The 15,337-nt window shown below is 68.4% G+C and carries 15 protein-coding genes; 4 read left to right on the top strand and 11 right to left on the bottom strand.

Annotated elements, in window-relative coordinates:
* The first annotated feature begins 321 nt into the window (after nt 1-321).
* Nucleotides 322-972: a LysM peptidoglycan-binding domain-containing protein gene (locus D0C15_RS22110; protein ID WP_116048731.1), complete on the top strand. Its 651-nt coding sequence runs from the start codon at nt 322-324 to the stop codon at nt 970-972.
* A gap of 94 nt (nt 973-1,066) precedes the next feature.
* Here the strand turns inward: D0C15_RS22110 and D0C15_RS22105 are convergent, their stop codons facing one another.
* Genes D0C15_RS22105 through D0C15_RS22095 form a run of 3 tightly spaced genes read right to left on the bottom strand, consistent with a single transcriptional unit; the run spans nt 1,067 to nt 2,921 of the window.
* Nucleotides 1,067-2,017: a molybdenum cofactor biosynthesis protein MoaE gene (locus D0C15_RS22105; RefSeq protein ID WP_116048728.1), complete on the bottom strand. Its 951-nt coding sequence runs from the start codon at nt 2,015-2,017 to the stop codon at nt 1,067-1,069.
* Nucleotides 2,014-2,505, bottom strand: coding sequence for a cyclic pyranopterin monophosphate synthase MoaC (moaC, locus tag D0C15_RS22100; protein WP_116048725.1), 492 nt, complete (start codon nt 2,503-2,505; stop codon nt 2,014-2,016). Before moaC ends, D0C15_RS22105 begins: the two co-directional genes overlap by 4 nt.
* Entirely contained in the window at nt 2,502-2,921 is a 420-nt protein-coding gene (locus D0C15_RS22095; RefSeq protein WP_116048722.1) for a DUF6463 family protein, read from the bottom strand. The genes moaC and D0C15_RS22095 overlap by 4 nt, the downstream gene beginning before the upstream one ends.
* Nucleotides 2,922-2,981: 60 nt before the next feature.
* Between D0C15_RS22095 and D0C15_RS22090 the strand changes: the two genes are divergently transcribed.
* Nucleotides 2,982-3,566: a TetR/AcrR family transcriptional regulator gene (locus D0C15_RS22090; protein ID WP_211323297.1), complete on the top strand. Its 585-nt coding sequence runs from the start codon at nt 2,982-2,984 to the stop codon at nt 3,564-3,566.
* A 12-nt stretch (nt 3,567-3,578) separates the two neighbouring features.
* Here D0C15_RS22090 and D0C15_RS22085 read toward each other — a convergent pair whose 3' ends face one another.
* The gene (locus D0C15_RS22085; protein ID WP_116048720.1) at nt 3,579-4,979 is read right to left on the bottom strand and encodes an NAD-dependent malic enzyme; all 1,401 of its coding nucleotides are present in this window, start codon (nt 4,977-4,979) and stop codon (nt 3,579-3,581) included.
* Between the two features lie 109 nt (nt 4,980-5,088).
* Nucleotides 5,089-5,274 carry a hypothetical protein gene (locus tag D0C15_RS22080; RefSeq protein WP_116048717.1) on the bottom strand — a complete coding sequence of 62 codons (186 nt, stop codon included), beginning with the start codon at nt 5,272-5,274 and terminating at the stop codon, nt 5,089-5,091.
* Between the two features lie 86 nt (nt 5,275-5,360).
* Between D0C15_RS22080 and D0C15_RS22075 the strand changes: the two genes are divergently transcribed.
* Nucleotides 5,361-7,604, top strand: coding sequence for a helicase-associated domain-containing protein (locus D0C15_RS22075; RefSeq protein ID WP_116048714.1), 2,244 nt, complete (start codon nt 5,361-5,363; stop codon nt 7,602-7,604).
* Nucleotides 7,605-7,754: 150 nt separating this feature from the next.
* Here D0C15_RS22075 and D0C15_RS22070 read toward each other — a convergent pair whose 3' ends face one another.
* From D0C15_RS22070 to D0C15_RS22045, 6 genes are all read right to left on the bottom strand, one after another.
* Nucleotides 7,755-8,081 (bottom strand): DUF742 domain-containing protein, encoded by a 327-nt coding sequence (locus D0C15_RS22070; RefSeq protein WP_245976114.1) that lies wholly within the window; start codon nt 8,079-8,081, stop codon nt 7,755-7,757.
* A gap of 37 nt (nt 8,082-8,118) precedes the next feature.
* Nucleotides 8,119-8,538, bottom strand: a complete 420-nt coding sequence (locus D0C15_RS22065; protein WP_091679022.1) for a roadblock/LC7 domain-containing protein — start codon at nt 8,536-8,538, stop codon at nt 8,119-8,121.
* Between the two features lie 355 nt (nt 8,539-8,893).
* On the bottom strand, nt 8,894-9,502 hold the full coding sequence (locus D0C15_RS22060) for a GTP-binding protein (RefSeq protein ID WP_116048709.1): 609 nt from the start codon (nt 9,500-9,502) through the stop codon (nt 8,894-8,896).
* On the bottom strand, nt 9,483-10,247 hold the full coding sequence (locus tag D0C15_RS22055) for a DUF742 domain-containing protein (RefSeq protein ID WP_116048706.1): 765 nt from the start codon (nt 10,245-10,247) through the stop codon (nt 9,483-9,485). The genes D0C15_RS22060 and D0C15_RS22055 overlap by 20 nt, the downstream gene beginning before the upstream one ends.
* A 33-nt stretch (nt 10,248-10,280) precedes the next feature.
* Nucleotides 10,281-10,742, bottom strand: a complete 462-nt coding sequence (locus tag D0C15_RS22050) for a roadblock/LC7 domain-containing protein (RefSeq protein ID WP_116048704.1) — start codon at nt 10,740-10,742, stop codon at nt 10,281-10,283.
* A gap of 58 nt (nt 10,743-10,800) precedes the next feature.
* Nucleotides 10,801-13,827: a nitrate- and nitrite sensing domain-containing protein gene (locus D0C15_RS22045; protein WP_245976109.1), complete on the bottom strand. Its 3,027-nt coding sequence runs from the start codon at nt 13,825-13,827 to the stop codon at nt 10,801-10,803.
* Nucleotides 13,828-14,383: 556 nt separating this feature from the next.
* Here D0C15_RS22045 and D0C15_RS22040 point away from each other — a divergent pair.
* Nucleotides 14,384-15,322, top strand: coding sequence for a glutamate ABC transporter substrate-binding protein (locus tag D0C15_RS22040; protein ID WP_116048701.1), 939 nt, complete (start codon nt 14,384-14,386; stop codon nt 15,320-15,322).
* Nucleotides 15,323-15,337 lie beyond the last annotated feature (15 nt).

The following is a 15,337-nucleotide window of genomic DNA, read 5'->3' as shown; positions in this document are numbered from 1 at the left end:
GGATCGTTATAGGTTGCGTGCCGTTACTGTGACGTAGGACACGTCCAGAATAATTTCCGATCACGCTCGTCGTTACGTACCGTCGCTTCTCGGTTGGCCCCGACCGACCAGAGCAAGACCAGGATTCCGTGGCGCCGTGCCCTGTCCGACGGGATCCTGGACCCAAACCCCGAGCGAAAGAAAACTTCCGGACAGGGGCACGAGGGGGCGGAGCCGGTGCGTGCACCGGAGCCGTCGGCCGGCCAGACGAACGGCCCGGCCAGGTCCACGTGGCCTGACCTCTGCACGATCCGCAGGCGCGGAAGATGAGATCGAGTCGCAATGACTTACCGTGGCAAACACCGCAAGACCTCCGCTGCCTCCCGTCACATCGCTCGCGTGGCTGTTGCGGGCCTGGCGGTAGGTGCCCCGCTGGCGATCGCTGCGACCCCCGCGCAGGCATCCGACGTCAACTGGGACGCCGTCGCCCAGTGCGAGAGCGGCGGCAACTGGAGCATCAACACCGGTAACGGTTACTCCGGCGGGCTCCAGTTCAAGGACAGCACCTGGAAGGCCTACGGCGGCACTGGCAGCGCGCACAACGCGTCGCGCGCCGAGCAGATCCGCGTTGCCGAGAACGTGCTGCAGGGCCAGGGCATCGGCGCATGGCCGGTGTGCGGTCAGAAGGCCGGTGCCTCTGGCAGCTACCAGGGCACGAACACCCAGGGATCACAGAAGGCGGAGGAGCCCCGCAGCGCTCCCACCGTGAAGGAGCAGAGCGCTCCCGCCCCGAAGCAGGTTGCTCCGGCGCTGAGCGGTACGGCGAAGTCCAACCCCGATGGTGACTACACCGTCGAGTCCGGCGACACGCTGACCAAGATCGCCAACGAGCTGGACGTCAAGGGCGGCTACCAGCAGCTGCACGAGCTGAACTCCGAGTTCATCTCGAACCCGGACTACATCGTGGTCGGCCAGAAGATCGCCACCAAGTGATCTTCGGCTAGCCGAGGCGAGTGGGCCCCACCGCATATCCCCCGGGCGGTGGGGCCTTCCGCTTCACACCACGATCAGCTACGCGAAGCCACAATCAGGGGGAATTGACCCATTCGTCGGTGCCATCGGTGAAGTGCTGGTGCTTCCACACCGGTAGCCGCGCCTTGACCTCGTCGACGAGTTCGGCGCAGGCCTCGAACGCCGCTGCCCGATGCTCGGCTGCCACCGCGCAGGCGAGTGCGACATCACCGATGTCCAAGGCGCCCAGCCGATGGCTGACGGCCACGGCACGTACGCCCGGTCGCCTGCCCGCGACCTCGTTGACGACCCCGGCAAGCACCTCGCCCGCACTCGGATGGCCCTCGTAGTACAGCGAGGTCACCGACTTGCCGCCGTCGTGATCGCGGACCACGCCGCCGAAGGTCACCACGGCACCCGCGGCCCGATCGTCGACCATCGACGCATGCTCCTCGACGGACAGCGGGGACTCGGTCACCTGGGCGAGTTCGACCCGGACAGCGACGTTGCCTGCCTGTTCGGCCAGTTCATGCTGTGCACCGGTGCCCGAGTGAACGTGGTCGCCACCGGCGAGCTGGTCCACGGCGTGGTCCAGAATCTCGTCCAGTACCTGCAGACCGTCCCGCACTCCCCCCTTGGAGCCAGGCAGGTTCACAACGAGGGTCCGGCCTGCCACCCCGGCCAGGCCCCGCGACAGCACCGCCGTCGGCACCTTGTCACGGCCCGCGTCCCGCACGGCGTCCGCCACGCCCGGCAGCTGGTAGTCCAGCAGCGGCGCGGTCGCCTCCGGCGTCCGGTCGGTCGGCGAGATCCCGGTGCCCCCGGTGGTGATGATGACCTGCGGGCCGGCCTCGAGGCACTCCCGCAACGCCAGGCCCACGGGATCGCCGTCCCCGACGACGAGCGGTTCGGCCACCTCGAAGGAGCGTTGCGCGAGCCACTCGGCGATGACGGGTCCCGTCCGGTCCGGGTAGACGCCACCCGCCGCGCGGTTGGACGCGACGATGACCCTCGCGGTACGGCTCACGACGATTCCTCCCGGTCCTCCGGGCGGCGCCAGTCGCCCGCCTTGCCGCCCTTCTTGGTTTCCAGCCGCACCCCGTCCAGCGTGGCCGCGGGGTCGACCGCCTTGATCATGTCGTGCACGGTGAGCCCGGCGACCGCGACGGCCGTGAGGGCTTCCATCTCCACGCCGGTCCGATCGGTGGTCTTCGCGGTCGCGGCTATCCGGACCTCACGCTCACCCAGCTCAAAGGTCACGTCGACACCGGAAAGCGCGATCTGGTGACACAGCGGGATGAGGTCGGGAGTGCGCTTCGCGCCCATGATGCCCGCGATCCTGGCTGTCGCGAGTGCGTCGCCCTTGGGCAGTCCGTTCGCTGACAGCAGCCCGATCACCTCGGTGGTCGTGCGCACGAGGCCGGTGGCCATCGCGCTCCGGCTGCTCGCCGTCTTACTGGAAACGTCGACCATGCGAGCGGCACCCGCTTCGTCGAGGTGGCTGAGTTCACTCACGGACTCACAGTAGTCCTGGCCGATTCGTCCGCTGCCCCCACTCCGTTCGCCCTCGGCCGCCGCGCGCCAAGAACGATCAGTGTCGCCGGTACGAGCAGCAACAAGAACGGCGTTGGCTCCAGGACCGCCGCGCTCACCAGGCCCCATACGCCGATCCCCCAGCCGACGGAAGCCGGAACCGTCTGCCTTCGACGAGCGCAGGCGATGATCAACGCACCGAGCGCCAGCAGAGGCACGGCGAAACTGCCGAGGCTCATCCAGAACCAACCGGTGCTCTCGTTCATACTCGGTCCGCCTTGCGCGAACCGGAGATCACCGCGGACCCATCCCGGCACCTGCTCCCAGCTCAGGACCATCGCAACGGCCATGTGCAGCACTCCGAGAACCAGCAGAAGCCTTCCGGCCAGCAGAGTCATGAGACCTCCCAATATACGGAACCAACCGTTCCGGAACTTGTCGTTCCGTATAGTGGCAGCATGAGGTCGGAGAAGCAACGGCTCGGTCGCAAGCGAGACAGCCGGGTGGACCACGCGATCGTGACCGCCACCCGCGAGTTACTGGTGGAGCATGGCTACGCCCGGCTCACCGTGGACGCCGTGGCCGCACGGGCCGGGATCGGTAAGGCCGCCATCTACCGCCGCTACGCGAGCAGACAGGAGATGGTCTTCGCCTCCGTCGTGCACGACGAAGACATCGTGGCCCCGCCGGACAGCGGCTCGTTACGCGGCGATCTGTCGGCGCTGCTCGACGAGATCGTGGCCCAACTCGCCAATCCTGCCGCCGCGGCGGCCGTTCCTGCCCTGCTCGCCGACGTCACCGCGGATCCAGGCCTCGCGGCACGGTTTCGGCAGAGGTTCATCGCACGCCAGCAGGAGTGCCTGGCCGAGCTACTGGATCGTGCGGTCGCCAGGGGCGAGCTGCCCACTCGTCCCACCGTCGACATCGTGCACGCGCAGCTGCTCGGCCCGGTGTTCGCCTGGCATTTCCTGCTTCGGAACGAGCCCTCCGGCGATTTCACCGTCGGGCACGTCGACGGCCTGGTGGCTTCGCTGACGGAGTAGACGGCCGGCTGACTACTCGGATTCGCCGCGCTGCTCGCGTACCGCGTCGCGGACCGCCTCGGCGACCGCGGGAGCGACGGCGGTGTCGAACACGCTCGGCACGATGTAGGAGGCGTTGAGCCGGTCGGAATCCACTACATCGGCGATGGCATTGGCGGCGGCCAGCAGCATCTCGTCGTCGATGTGGTGGGCGTGCGCGTCGAGCAGCCCACGGAAGACGCCGGGGAACGCGAGGACGTTGTTGATCTGGTTCGGGTAGTCACTGCGGCCGGTGGCCACGACCGCCGCGTGGCGCTGCGCCTCCAGCGGGTCGATCTCCGGATCCGGGTTCGCCAGCGCGAAGACCACGGCGTCGTCGGCCATCGTGGCGACCTCGTCCGCACCGAACAGGTTGGGGGCCGACACCCCGATGAACACGTCCGCACCGACAAGCGCGTCGTTCAGAGTCCCGGACATCCCGTCACGGTTCGTGGCCGCCGCGATCTGCCGGAGGTTGTCGTCGAGGTTCGGCCTGCCGGTGTGCACGATGCCGTCGATGTCGGCGGCGACGATGTCGGCCGGGTTCTTGCGCAGCAGCAGGCGGATGATGGCGGAGCCGGCCGCACCGACACCGCTGACGACGATCTTGCACTCCTCGATCGGCTTGCCGACCACCCGGAGCGCGTTGCGCAGCGCGGCGACGACGACGATCGCCGTGCCGTGCTGGTCGTCGTGGAACACGGGGATGTCGAGCTGTTCGCGCAGCCTGGCTTCGATCTCGAAGCAGCGCGGTGCGGCGATGTCCTCGAGGTTGATCCCGGCGTACACCGGCGCCAGTGCGCGGACGATCCGGATGATCTCCTCGGTGTCCTGGGTGTCCAGGCACACCGGCCAGGCGTCGACGTCGGCGAACTTCTTGAACAGTGCCGCCTTGCCCTCCATCACGGGCAGTGCGGCGGCCGGTCCTATGTTGCCGAGGCCCAGAACGGCGGTGCCGTCGGTGACCACGGCGACGGTGTTGCGCTTGATGGTCAGCCTGCGGGCGTCCTCGGGATTCGCGGCGATCGCGCGGCAGACCCTGGCGACACCGGGGGTGTAGGCGCGGGAGAGGTCGTCACGGTTGCGCAGCGCGACCTTGGGCGTGACCTCGATCTTGCCACCGAGGTGGATCAGGAACGTCCGGTCGGAGACCTTGCGCACCCGGACGCCGGGCAGGGCGTCCAGCGCGGCGGTGATGTCGTCGGCGTGCTCAGCTGAGAGCACGTTCGCGCTGATGTCGACGACGATCGCATCGGGGTGGGAGTCCACCACGTCGAACGCGGTGAGCACGCCGCCCACCTGTCCGACGGCGGTGGTGAGGTCACCCGCGGCGTTGGACGACGACGGTGCTTCCACCCGGACAGTGATCGAGTAACCGGGACCGGGAACCGGCATGCGAATACCCCCGCAGAGACGCGTGTGTGGACTGGGGGAACCCTAACGCTGTGCCGCCGGTCACCTGGCACCTACTCCGGTGACTGACCAGTAACAACGTCCCTGGTCATCAGCGGTTGATCTCGGTCTCGGGGTGCACGTAGGGGACCGATTCCAGCGGGAAGGCCATGTCACCGAAAGGCGAGAGCGCGCCCTGCCGGTCGGCTGCCAGCTCCGACACCGGGTGCTCCCCCTCCGGAACTTTCGGCCAGGTGGGATCGATGCGCTCCTGCTTACCGTTGTCGGCCTTGGCCACGTCGTCCTCCAGAACACGTTCCTGCTGTCCGCAACAGTGTGCCTGACCAGCGCTCGGGGGCGAGCACCCAGGTAGGCTGGAACCCGATGCCCGCGACCTCTCTTGCGGACTGGCTGCGCTCGGCCTCCGACGAGTCGCTGGCCACGCTGCTGCGCTCCCGGCGTGATCTGGCCACGCCGCCGCCAGCCGACTCCACCGTGCTCGCCACCCGGGCCGCCACCCCTGGGTCGGTCGCCCGTGCCTGCGAGAGCCTCGACACGTTCACCCTGGCGACCCTGGAAGCCCTGCTGGTCGCCGAGGCCGACACCGAGCCGATCACCGAGGCCCGGCTCGCCGAACTGCTCGGCACCGGCGTGCACGACTCGCTGGAGCTGCTGCGCTCGCGCGCTCTCGCCTGGGGCGGGCACGATTCGGTCAGGGTCGCCCCAGGGGCCAGGGAGGTCTTCGGCCCCTATCCCGCAGGCCTCGGCGGCTCGCTGCCCACGCTCGCCTGCACCGACCTTTCAGCCGCGATCGCGGAGGTCGGCAACGACGAGCGCGCGCTGCTGGAGGCCCTCGCCGCGGGTCCGCCGATCGGACAGACCAAGGACGCGGCCGTCGAGGTGCCGCTGGAACACGCCGACACCCCCGTGCAGCGGTTGCTGGCCCGTGGCCTGCTGATCCGGCGCGACGACCGGACGGTGGAGCTGCCACGGGAGCTCGGCATGGCACTGCGCGGTGGCGTTTTCCGGCCGGGCTCCCTGGACGAACCTGCGCTGCCGACCAATCCGCACCGGCAGTCCGGCGTGGACGCCGCCGCGGCTGGCGAGGCGATGGAGTTCCTGCGGCAGATGGAAACCCTGCTGCACGCGTGGTCGGCTCAGCCCCCGCCGGTGCTGAAGGCGGGCGGTCTCGGCGTCCGCGAGATCCGCAGGCTGGCGAAGGACTTCGAGGTCGAGGAGTCGCGGGCGGTACTGCTGGCCGAACTCGCCGTGGGGGCGGGCCTGGTGGCTGACAGCCAGGAAAGCAACCCGGAATGGGTACCGACGACGCTGACCGACTCCTGGCTCGCCTCCGCCCCGGCACAGCGCTGGGTGACGCTGGCGCAGGCGTGGCTGGACCTGCCCCGGCTGCCTGGCCTCGCGGGCCGCAAGGACTCGCGGGACAAGGCGATGGCACCCCTTTCTGAGGACCTGCGCAGACCCCTTGCCCCATCCGGCCGCAGGCGGGTGCTCGACGCGCTCGCCGCACTCGGGCCCGGCACGGGGGTGAAGAGCACCGAGGAGTTCGTCTCACTGCTGGCCTGGCGCGCGCCCCGCCACGGCGGCAGGCTGCGCGACGAGATCGTCCGCTGGACCATGGCCGAGGCAGCAGCGATGGGGGCCATCGCGCTCGGGGCGCTGAGCAGCGCCGCGAGTGCGCTGCTGGACGGGGACCGGCCGGGCGCCGTCGGCGCGATGGTCGACGCTCTGCCCGATCCGGTCGATCACGTCCTCGTGCAGGCGGACCTGACCGTGGTCGCACCAGGACCGCTCGAGCAGGACCTGGCCACCGAACTCGCCGCCGTGGCCGACGTCGAGTCATCCGGGCATGCCACGGTCTACCGCGTCACCGAGGTCTCCGTGCGCCGGGCGCTGGACACCGGTCGCACCGCGGCCGAGTTGCACGAGCTGTTCCGTAAGCGATCGGCCACCCCGGTCCCGCAATCGCTTTCCTACCTGATCGACGACGTGGCACGCAGGCACGGACGATTGCGCGGTGGAGCGGCCGGCTCGTTCCTGCGCTGTGACGACGAGGTGCTCATCGCGGAGGTCCTCGGGCATTCGGCGGCTACGGATCTGGACCTGCGCAAGATCGCGCCGACCGTGCTCATCAGCTCTCACCCGCTGGCCGAGGTGATGGACGCACTGCGGGCGGCGGGGTTCGCGCCGGCCGCCGAAGGCCCGGACGGGCGCGTACTCGACCTGCGGCCCAGCGGAAGAAGGGTCGCGGCGCGCACGCGGGGCCGGGCCAGGCCGGTGGTGGCCGAACCGACCACGATCAGCTCGGAACAGCTGTCCGCCGTGCTGACCCACCTTCGCGCGGGCGACCGTGCCGCGTCGAGCCGCCGCGGTGACGTGGTGCGACTGCCGAGGGGCGGAGGTTCGGACACCTCGGCCACGCTCGCGTTGCTGAGCCGGGCGACCAGGGAACAGCGCGAGGTGTGGATCGGGTTCGTCGACTCACACGGCACCGCGAGCCAGCGAGTGGTCACCCCGGTGCGGGTGGGTGGTGGCGTGCTCGAGAGTGCCGAGAACGAGCGCTACCCACTGCATCGAATCACCTCCGCAGCCCTGGTAGAGCCCGAGTAGCCCACCACGCCCCCCCCCGCCCCAACATCGCACTTTCCCGGGAAAGCGCGGTACTTGCACACGCCTGCCATCGCACTTTCCCGGGAAAGCGCGGTACTTGCACACGCCGCTTACCGCGCTTTCCCGGGAAAGTGCGGTTGGGGGGCGGGGTCAGAGGGCGCGGAGGCCGTCGAGGACGCGCTCCATGAACTCCAGCGACGTGCGGTCGCCGAAGAGCAGGCTCGGTTCCTGGATCCGCACGAGGCCTGCCTCCGCGAGGTCGCCGACGAGCACCTTCACCACGCCGAGCGGCAGGCCGAGGTGCGCGGCAACCTCGGCGACCGACCTGGTCTCCACGCAAAGGTCGCAGATGCCTTTGTGCTCGACGGAGCGGGCTTCACCACAGCGACCACTCTCACTGGTTGAGACCAATGCCTCCATCGCGAGGTCGCGGCCGGGCCGCGTGCGTCCTCCTGTTCGGGTGTACGGCCGCACCATGGAGCGGTACCGATCCCGTCGCGGTGATCTCATCCGGCTACCGCACACCGCCCTGGAGTTGTGCACGCAACTCCGGCGTCATCTGCTCGCCGACTCGTTCCACCAGCAATGTCATCTCGTAGGCGACCGTGCCGATGTCACTGGTCGGGGCGGCGAGCACGGAAAGACAGGAGCCATCACTGATGGACATCAGGAACAGGTAGCCACGGTCCATCTCCACGACGGTCTGGTTCACCTGCCCCGCCTCGAAGCACCGTGCGGCACCCTGCGTGAGGCTGATCAGCCCGGATGCCACGGCTGACAGTTGCTCGGCCCGGTCCTGCGGCAACCCGTCGGATCCGGCCAGCAGCAGTCCGTCGGCCGACACGACCACCGCGTGGGCGGCACCGGGAACCCGGCGCACGAAGTCGGTGATGAGCCAGCCGAAACTGCCCGATTGCTGGGCGAAAGCCGTCACTGTCCCTCCTGCTACCCGGTTTGGGATTCCAGGCGCAAGACTATTCGCCCTGTCGAGCCTGTCGAGCCTGCTCACCTGGCCGCGTCCACCACCCTCGGTACACGGCCCAGCGCGGTCCGCGTCCCTCGTTGGTGTCCGAATACTGGGACAGGTAGAGCGCCCAAAGCACCCCGGAAGACGAATCAGCAGGTCACCAATACCGGATGGGTCCGACCACCGGGCATCGCCGTACGTGTGGTCACCCGACCGGGATGACCGAAAAGACGGACCGGAGCCACCTCCACCACGAATATGTGATCTTGGCGGAGTTCACCCCAACGGCGGCACCCGAAAGGAGATCTAGACCACTTTCCGCTCAGCCTGCCTGCAGCGCGGAGTCGTGAGCGATCGCGTGCTGCACCACCGAGATCAGCACCTGCTTCGCCGAATCCCGGTCCCGCGCGTCACAGGCCATGATCGGCACCGAGTTGGAAATCGTCAACGCATGTCGTACGTCCTCGATCTGATGGTGCAGCAGACGATCGAAGCAGTTGATGGCCACGACATAGGGCAACTTCCGGTTCTCGAAGAAGTCGATCGAGGGGAAGGCGTCCGAAAGGCGCCGGGTGTCCACCAGCACGACCGCGCCGATGGCGCCGAGTGTCAGGTCGTCCCACATGAACCAGAACCGGTGCTGGCCCGGCGTACCGAACACGTACAGGACCAGGTCGGAGTCCAGCGAGATCCGGCCGAAGTCCATGGCGACGGTGGTCGTCGTCTTGTTCGGGGTGGCCGACACGTCGTCGACCGAGACGCTGGCCTCGGTCATCGAGGCCTCCGTGGTCAGCGGGTCGATCTCGGAGACCGCACCGACGAGCGTGGTCTTGCCGACGCCAAACCCGCCCGCCACCACGATCTTGGCCGATGAGGTCGGTCCCGCCGCCGCCGACGTGTTCGCGTCGGAGTCAAATTCTCCGAAGCCCACTGAGCACCCTCTCCATGAACTCGATACTCGGCCGGTCGCCCACCGCGGTGTTCGCGGAATGCACGAGAACCAGCCCGAGACCAGCAACATCACCAACCAGGACCCGCACCACGCCGAGCGGCAATCGCAGCAGCGCGGCTACCTCGGCGACCGAGCGAGTGTCCAGGCACAGATCGCAGATGGAGCGGTGTTCCGGTACCCGGACCCGCTCGAGCACCCTGCCCCGCTCACTCGTCTGCACGAGCGCCTCGATCGCGAGGTCGTAACTCGGCCTTGTCCGGCCGCGGGTGCGGAAGTACGGCCGCACCAGCCCGGAGGAGGTCTCCTCCTGGTACTCCCCGTCAGCCTGCCTCGGCAACGAGGGAAACGAGGGCATCGACGGGTACGACAGCTCCGCCGAGGACTCGGCGGGGCGTTCGTCGAACGCGGTGAACTCACCGGTTTCCGCACCGTAGGCGTCCCTGCCGCTGGAGACACCGTAAAGCTCCGAGTTCGGCCCGCTGAGCAGGCGATCCCGGAAGTCCGTCACGTCGAACTCCGCCGGATCACGGCCCGTTCCGTGATCCGGATGGTGTAGCCAGTCCTCGTTCACCATGACCTGAGCTCGCTCCGCCTCGACGTCTGCCACCCGGGCAGCCCTGCGACGGGCACGCCTGCCACCGGCCCGCTCGTTGTCGGCCTCTCCAGGCCACGGGCCGGTCTGGTCATCGAGCCATCGCCCGCTCCGCGAACGCCCTGAGTCCACATTCCTCTCCTCAGTGCCCGACGCCGCCTGGCGTCACCGTCGAACCGCGCCCTGTAGTTGCGCACGCAGCTCAGGTGTCATCTGCTGACCGACCCGGTCGACCAGCAGCGTCATCTCGTACACCACCAAGCCGATATCGCTGTCCGGCGAACCGAGCACCGCGAGGCACGAACCGTCCGATACCGACATCAGGAACAGGAAACCGTTGGCCATCTCGACCACGGTCTGCGCCACCGTGCCACCCTCGAAGACCTGAGCCGCGCCCCGCGCGAGGCTGGTCAGGCCCGAGGCGACCGCGGCCAGCTGGTCGGCTCTGTCCTTCGGCAGCCCCTTCGAAGCGGCGAGCAGCAGGCCGTCGGCCGAGACGACGACGGCGTGCGCCGCACCGGGAACCCGATGCACGAAATCGGTGATGAGCCAAGCGAAATTGCCCTGTGAACCGGAACCGCCTTGTGGTTTCGATCCGTTCGGCTGTGCGGAACCCGCCCTGGTCACTGTGTCCTTCCCCAACCGTGTGCCGTTTCCCGATACCGCGATGGATTCCCGTTCACGATCACTCCTCCACCCCGTACTCGGCCGATCGATCACTCGCACCGTTGACACCGACGGCGTCACGTTCGTGAGCCTCGGCCGGCGACTCCCTCAGTGCATGGCGCCCGCTCTGGTAGCCACGCTGGAAACTCACCATACGGCTCCGAGCCGCCGCGGCGGACCGGGCGATCGCTCCCTGCCCTGGCTTGCCCGAGGTGGTGTCGGTGAACGCGCTGCCCGCACTCTGCCCGACCGAGCCGGGAACAAGATAGGCATTGGGAACGCGCTTTGGCAGACCGGCCGGGGTGATCTCCTCGTCCTTGGATTCCAGCAGCGCCTGCGCGGCCTGCCAGCCGTTGCCGGTCGCCGCCCCCCAGCCTTCGGCCACTTCGGTCTCTTCGGCCCGATGGGCCTGTTCCGGTTGCTCCACGGCCACCTCCTCGGCCTCGGCTTGCGGACCGGCTTCCTCCGGTTGCGGCTGATCGCCACCCTCGCTGAACCATCTGGAGAGCACCGATTGATAGATCGGCAGGCGCCGCGTCGGAACGTCGTCGTCCAATGCGCTGCCGCCGTTGTGCTCGCTCTCCGGTTCAGGCCGTTCCGGCGCGACGGGCACGTACCGGGGCTCGTGCTTGGGCAGTGCGAGCAGGTAAGAGGTCTCGGCCTCGCTCGGCCTCGGCTCGGCGGGCACGTCCTCGGGATACTCGGCCTCGGCCGGTGGCTCGGCAACGGGCCATCCGGTCTCCCCGCCCGGGTAACCGGGCTCCGGTTCCGGAGCGGGCTCCGCTCGTGGTGCGGGCTCGGGGCCGGAGCTGAGGAACGGCCCTGCGGCGCTTGCCGATCCGCCCACCAGGTCGTCCAGGCTGATCGGCTGTTCCAGCGCCACGAGGCCGCCGCTCTGCGTGGCCGGCTCGGGCTCTGGCTCTGGCCAGGAGGGAGGCTGGCCGGTGTTTTCGACCGGCGGAAGCGTGCGCAGGTCCTCGTCCTCCTGAGGGCGGGCTGCCTCCGCTGCCTGGATCCGGCGTACCTGTTCGGTACTCGGCGCATCGGCGAGCAGTTCGGCAGGCACCACGACGCGGGCGATAACGCCGCCGTCGATGTCCTCGTTCTCCCTGAGCCGGACCTCGATCCCGTGCCGCTGGGCCAGCCGCGCCACCACGTAAAGGCCCATCCTGCGGGTCACCGAAACGTCCAGGTCCGGCGGGTCGGCGAGCCTGCGGTTCGCCTCGGCGACCTGCTGCTCGTTCATCCCGACACCGCGGTCGGTGATCTGGATGGCCAGTGCCTTGCGCCTGGTCACCACGGCCCGCACGCTGACCTTCGTCTCGGGCTCGGAGAAGTAGGTCGCGTTGTCCAGCAACTCGGCCAGCACATGCACGAGGTCGTGAATCGTCAGCCCCTGCACGGTCACGTCCGGGACGACGCCGATCTCGACCCTGGCGTACTGCTCGATCTCCGACACCGCGGCACCGATGACGTCCGCCGCGGGAACCGGGCGGGGCACCGACTTGGCGAGTCCTGCGCCGGAGAGCACGAGCAGGCTCTCCCCGTTTCGGCGTAGCCGGGTGGCGAGGTGGTCGAGCTCGAACAGGCTCGCCAGCTGGTCCGGATCCTGCTCGTCGGCCTCCAGCCGGTCGATCACGCCTAGCTGCCGCTCGACGAGCCGCTGGCTGCGGCGGGACAGGTTCACGAAAATGCCGTTGACGTTCTCCCGCAGCAGCGCCTGCTCGGCCGCCAGGCGCACGGCCTGCCCGTGCACGACGTCGAACGCCCTGGCGACCTGGCCGATCTCCTCCGTGGTCCGCACCGGGACCGGGTCGATGGCCCGCTCCGCCGCTGCCGTCGGATCGGATTCACGCATGATCCGGTCCACCGCTTCCGGCAGGTGCTTCTCGGCCACCTGCAATGCGTTCGTCCGCAGGATCCGCAGCGGGCGCAGCAGGGAACGAGCGACGATGAACATGAGCGCGAGGGCCAGCAGCAGGCCTGCGACCAGCAACGCGGAGGTGATGATCACGTCACGCTGTACCGAGGAGAGCAGACCGCCGGTATAGCCACCCGCGTCGGAGAGCATCGCGATCTCGACGTCGCGGACGAGGTCCAGCGTCACGACGGAGGTGCGGGCGACCGCGCCGGGATCGATGTCCAGCGGCAGTCCGGCCGCGGCGCGCTGCAGCGACAGCTCCTGCAGCTGGAACCGCTGCGCGACCTCGTCGCCCGCCACCGTGTTGGAGTACAGCTGCCGGTGCTCCGGGGTGGCCGCTTCGGTGAAACTGTCGATCGCCGAGACCAGGTTCGACTCGGCGGAGACGATGCCTTCCAGCTCGGCGGGCTCGTACTCACCGCGGATCGCGGCGTTGTGCAGGTAGGCGTTCTGCTGCGCGGAGTACTCCTTGGCGTGCGCCAGCGCACTCAGTGCCTCGTGCCGATCCTGCAGGCCCTTGTCCGTGACGTCGGCTCCGAACTGGTCGGACACACCGAGCAAGGCGTCGATCACGCCGGTGTAGGAGATGACCACGGCGGACGCGGGGAACTCGGCGTCCCTCGCCGACACCCGCAGTTCGCCCAGGCCGTCGAGCCGGGCGATCGCCTGCTGGTACAGCTCGGTCGTGCTCTGGTCGCCCAGGTCCTCGACGGCGTCCGACGCCGATCGGAGAGCATTCGCCTCGGCGTCTGACCGCGAGATCTGGGCGTCCAGCCCCACGCGGTCACCAGGCCTGCCGGAGACGATCCAGGCCGACATGGTCTCTCGCTCGACCTGCATCTTGTCGACTACCGCGGCGACCTTCTCCGCGATCTCGATGCGCTGCTCCGCGCGCTCGTAGACGCCGGTGTCCTCGAAGCCGTCGTAGACACGCAGCCCAGCGAGAAAGATCGCCGCGATGGTCGGCAGGAGGAAGGCGGCGACGAGTTTCGCCCGCAACGGCCAGTTGGCCAGCGAACCTAGCCCGTTCGGCCTATCGGAAGTAGCCGTCTCCTTACTCTCCGCGACTTCAGGTTCCATCGAGGACGTCGCGTTGCGACGCTCCCCGCCCGCGAGGTCGGGCACGAACCTATTCCTTCCGATCCGAGGTCAGCAGCCTGTGGCACCCGGCTTCCCACACCCGAGAGTTCTCGGCGGACCAGGCCCACCAGTGGTTGAGACCAATCACCGAATGCTGGCCGAGTCGACACCGAACGCGATTAATACACATGGGTCACCCGATTGGACGTTGAGGCTATCGACTGGCTGCCCGAAAGGGAAGTCCGAGGATATTCCCTCCATCGAACGGACCACCCACGCGGGGGACCACCCCTCTACGGATTGTAGACGACAGGCGAAAAATCCCGCGCGGACGGAAAGCTGAATCACTGCATCTCCAGCTCAATGTTCCCAGATATTGGGACGACGGACGGCGCCTTCGGCCACCGAGGAGGGGCAACCACTCACCGGACAGCTTGCCGGTTACCGCTTGACGATCATGGTCGTCTGGACCATTCTTCGCCTCACAACTTCTGCGCGTCTCACCCGAAAGGGCAAGTGCCGGTGTGGTCGGACTACTACCCCGAGTAGCTATCCCGGAACGACGTACGAGGTGCCCGACACAGGCGAAAGGACGGCTCCGATGACTTTGGCGTTCTCGACACGGCGGCTGATCACAGCGATCGGCGCTGCCGGTCTCCTGGGAGCGGCGAGCGCGTGCTCCGGCGGTGGTGCCGCCGTACCCGGCGGCGACTCGGGCGAGCAGTCGGCCGCGCAGAGCGTGCTCGACAAGGCTCCGGTCGCCGGGGAGGCGGAGATCGCCGCGAGCCCCACCGCCGCCGCGATCAAGCAGCGGGGCGAGATGCTGATCGGCGGCTCGCTCGACGCACCACTGCTTTCCCAGCAGAACCCGACCACGGGCGAGACCGAAGGCTTCGACGCCACCCTGGGCAAACTGCTCGCCAAGTACATCATCGGCGAGCCGAATGCCAAGATCGTGAACTCCGGTTCCGAGACCCGGGAGGCGCTGCTGCAGAACAGCACGGTCGACGTGGTGTTCCAGACCTACACGATCACCCCCGAACGCGCCGAGAAGGTGGCCTTCGCCGGCCCGTACCTGATCTCCGGTCAGTCGATCGCAACGGTCAAGGACAACAACGACATCAACTCACCTGCCGACCTCAACGGCAAGAAGGTGATCGCGGGGGCCAATACGCCGGCCATCGAGGCGATCAAGGAGGTCGCCCCGGACGCCGAGATCGTCACGTTCGGTACCGACCCGGAGTGCATGCAGGCACTGGAGCAGAACCGCGGCGAGGCCTACGTGCAGGACCTCACCCTGCTCGCGGCCAACGCCCAGCTCAACGACAAGATCAAGATCGTCGGTGAGCCGTTCACCAGTGATCCGTACGGGATCGGCCTCAAGCGCGGCGACGAGCAGTTCAAGCAGTTCGTCAACGACTGGCTGAAGAAGCTGCAGGACGAGGGCATCTGGCAGCAGGTGTGGCAGGACTCCCTCGGCACGGTCGTCGCGGGTGAGCCGCCGAAGCCGCCGGAGATCGGCTCGGTCCCCGGCTCCTGACCCGCACTTTCCCGG

It is taken from the genome of Amycolatopsis palatopharyngis (assembly GCF_003385185.1).
GTDB lineage: Bacteria > Actinomycetota > Actinomycetes > Mycobacteriales > Pseudonocardiaceae > Amycolatopsis > Amycolatopsis palatopharyngis.
The sequence above is the reverse complement of the archived record's forward strand: the minus strand, read 5'-3'. Positions and strand labels throughout refer to the sequence as shown.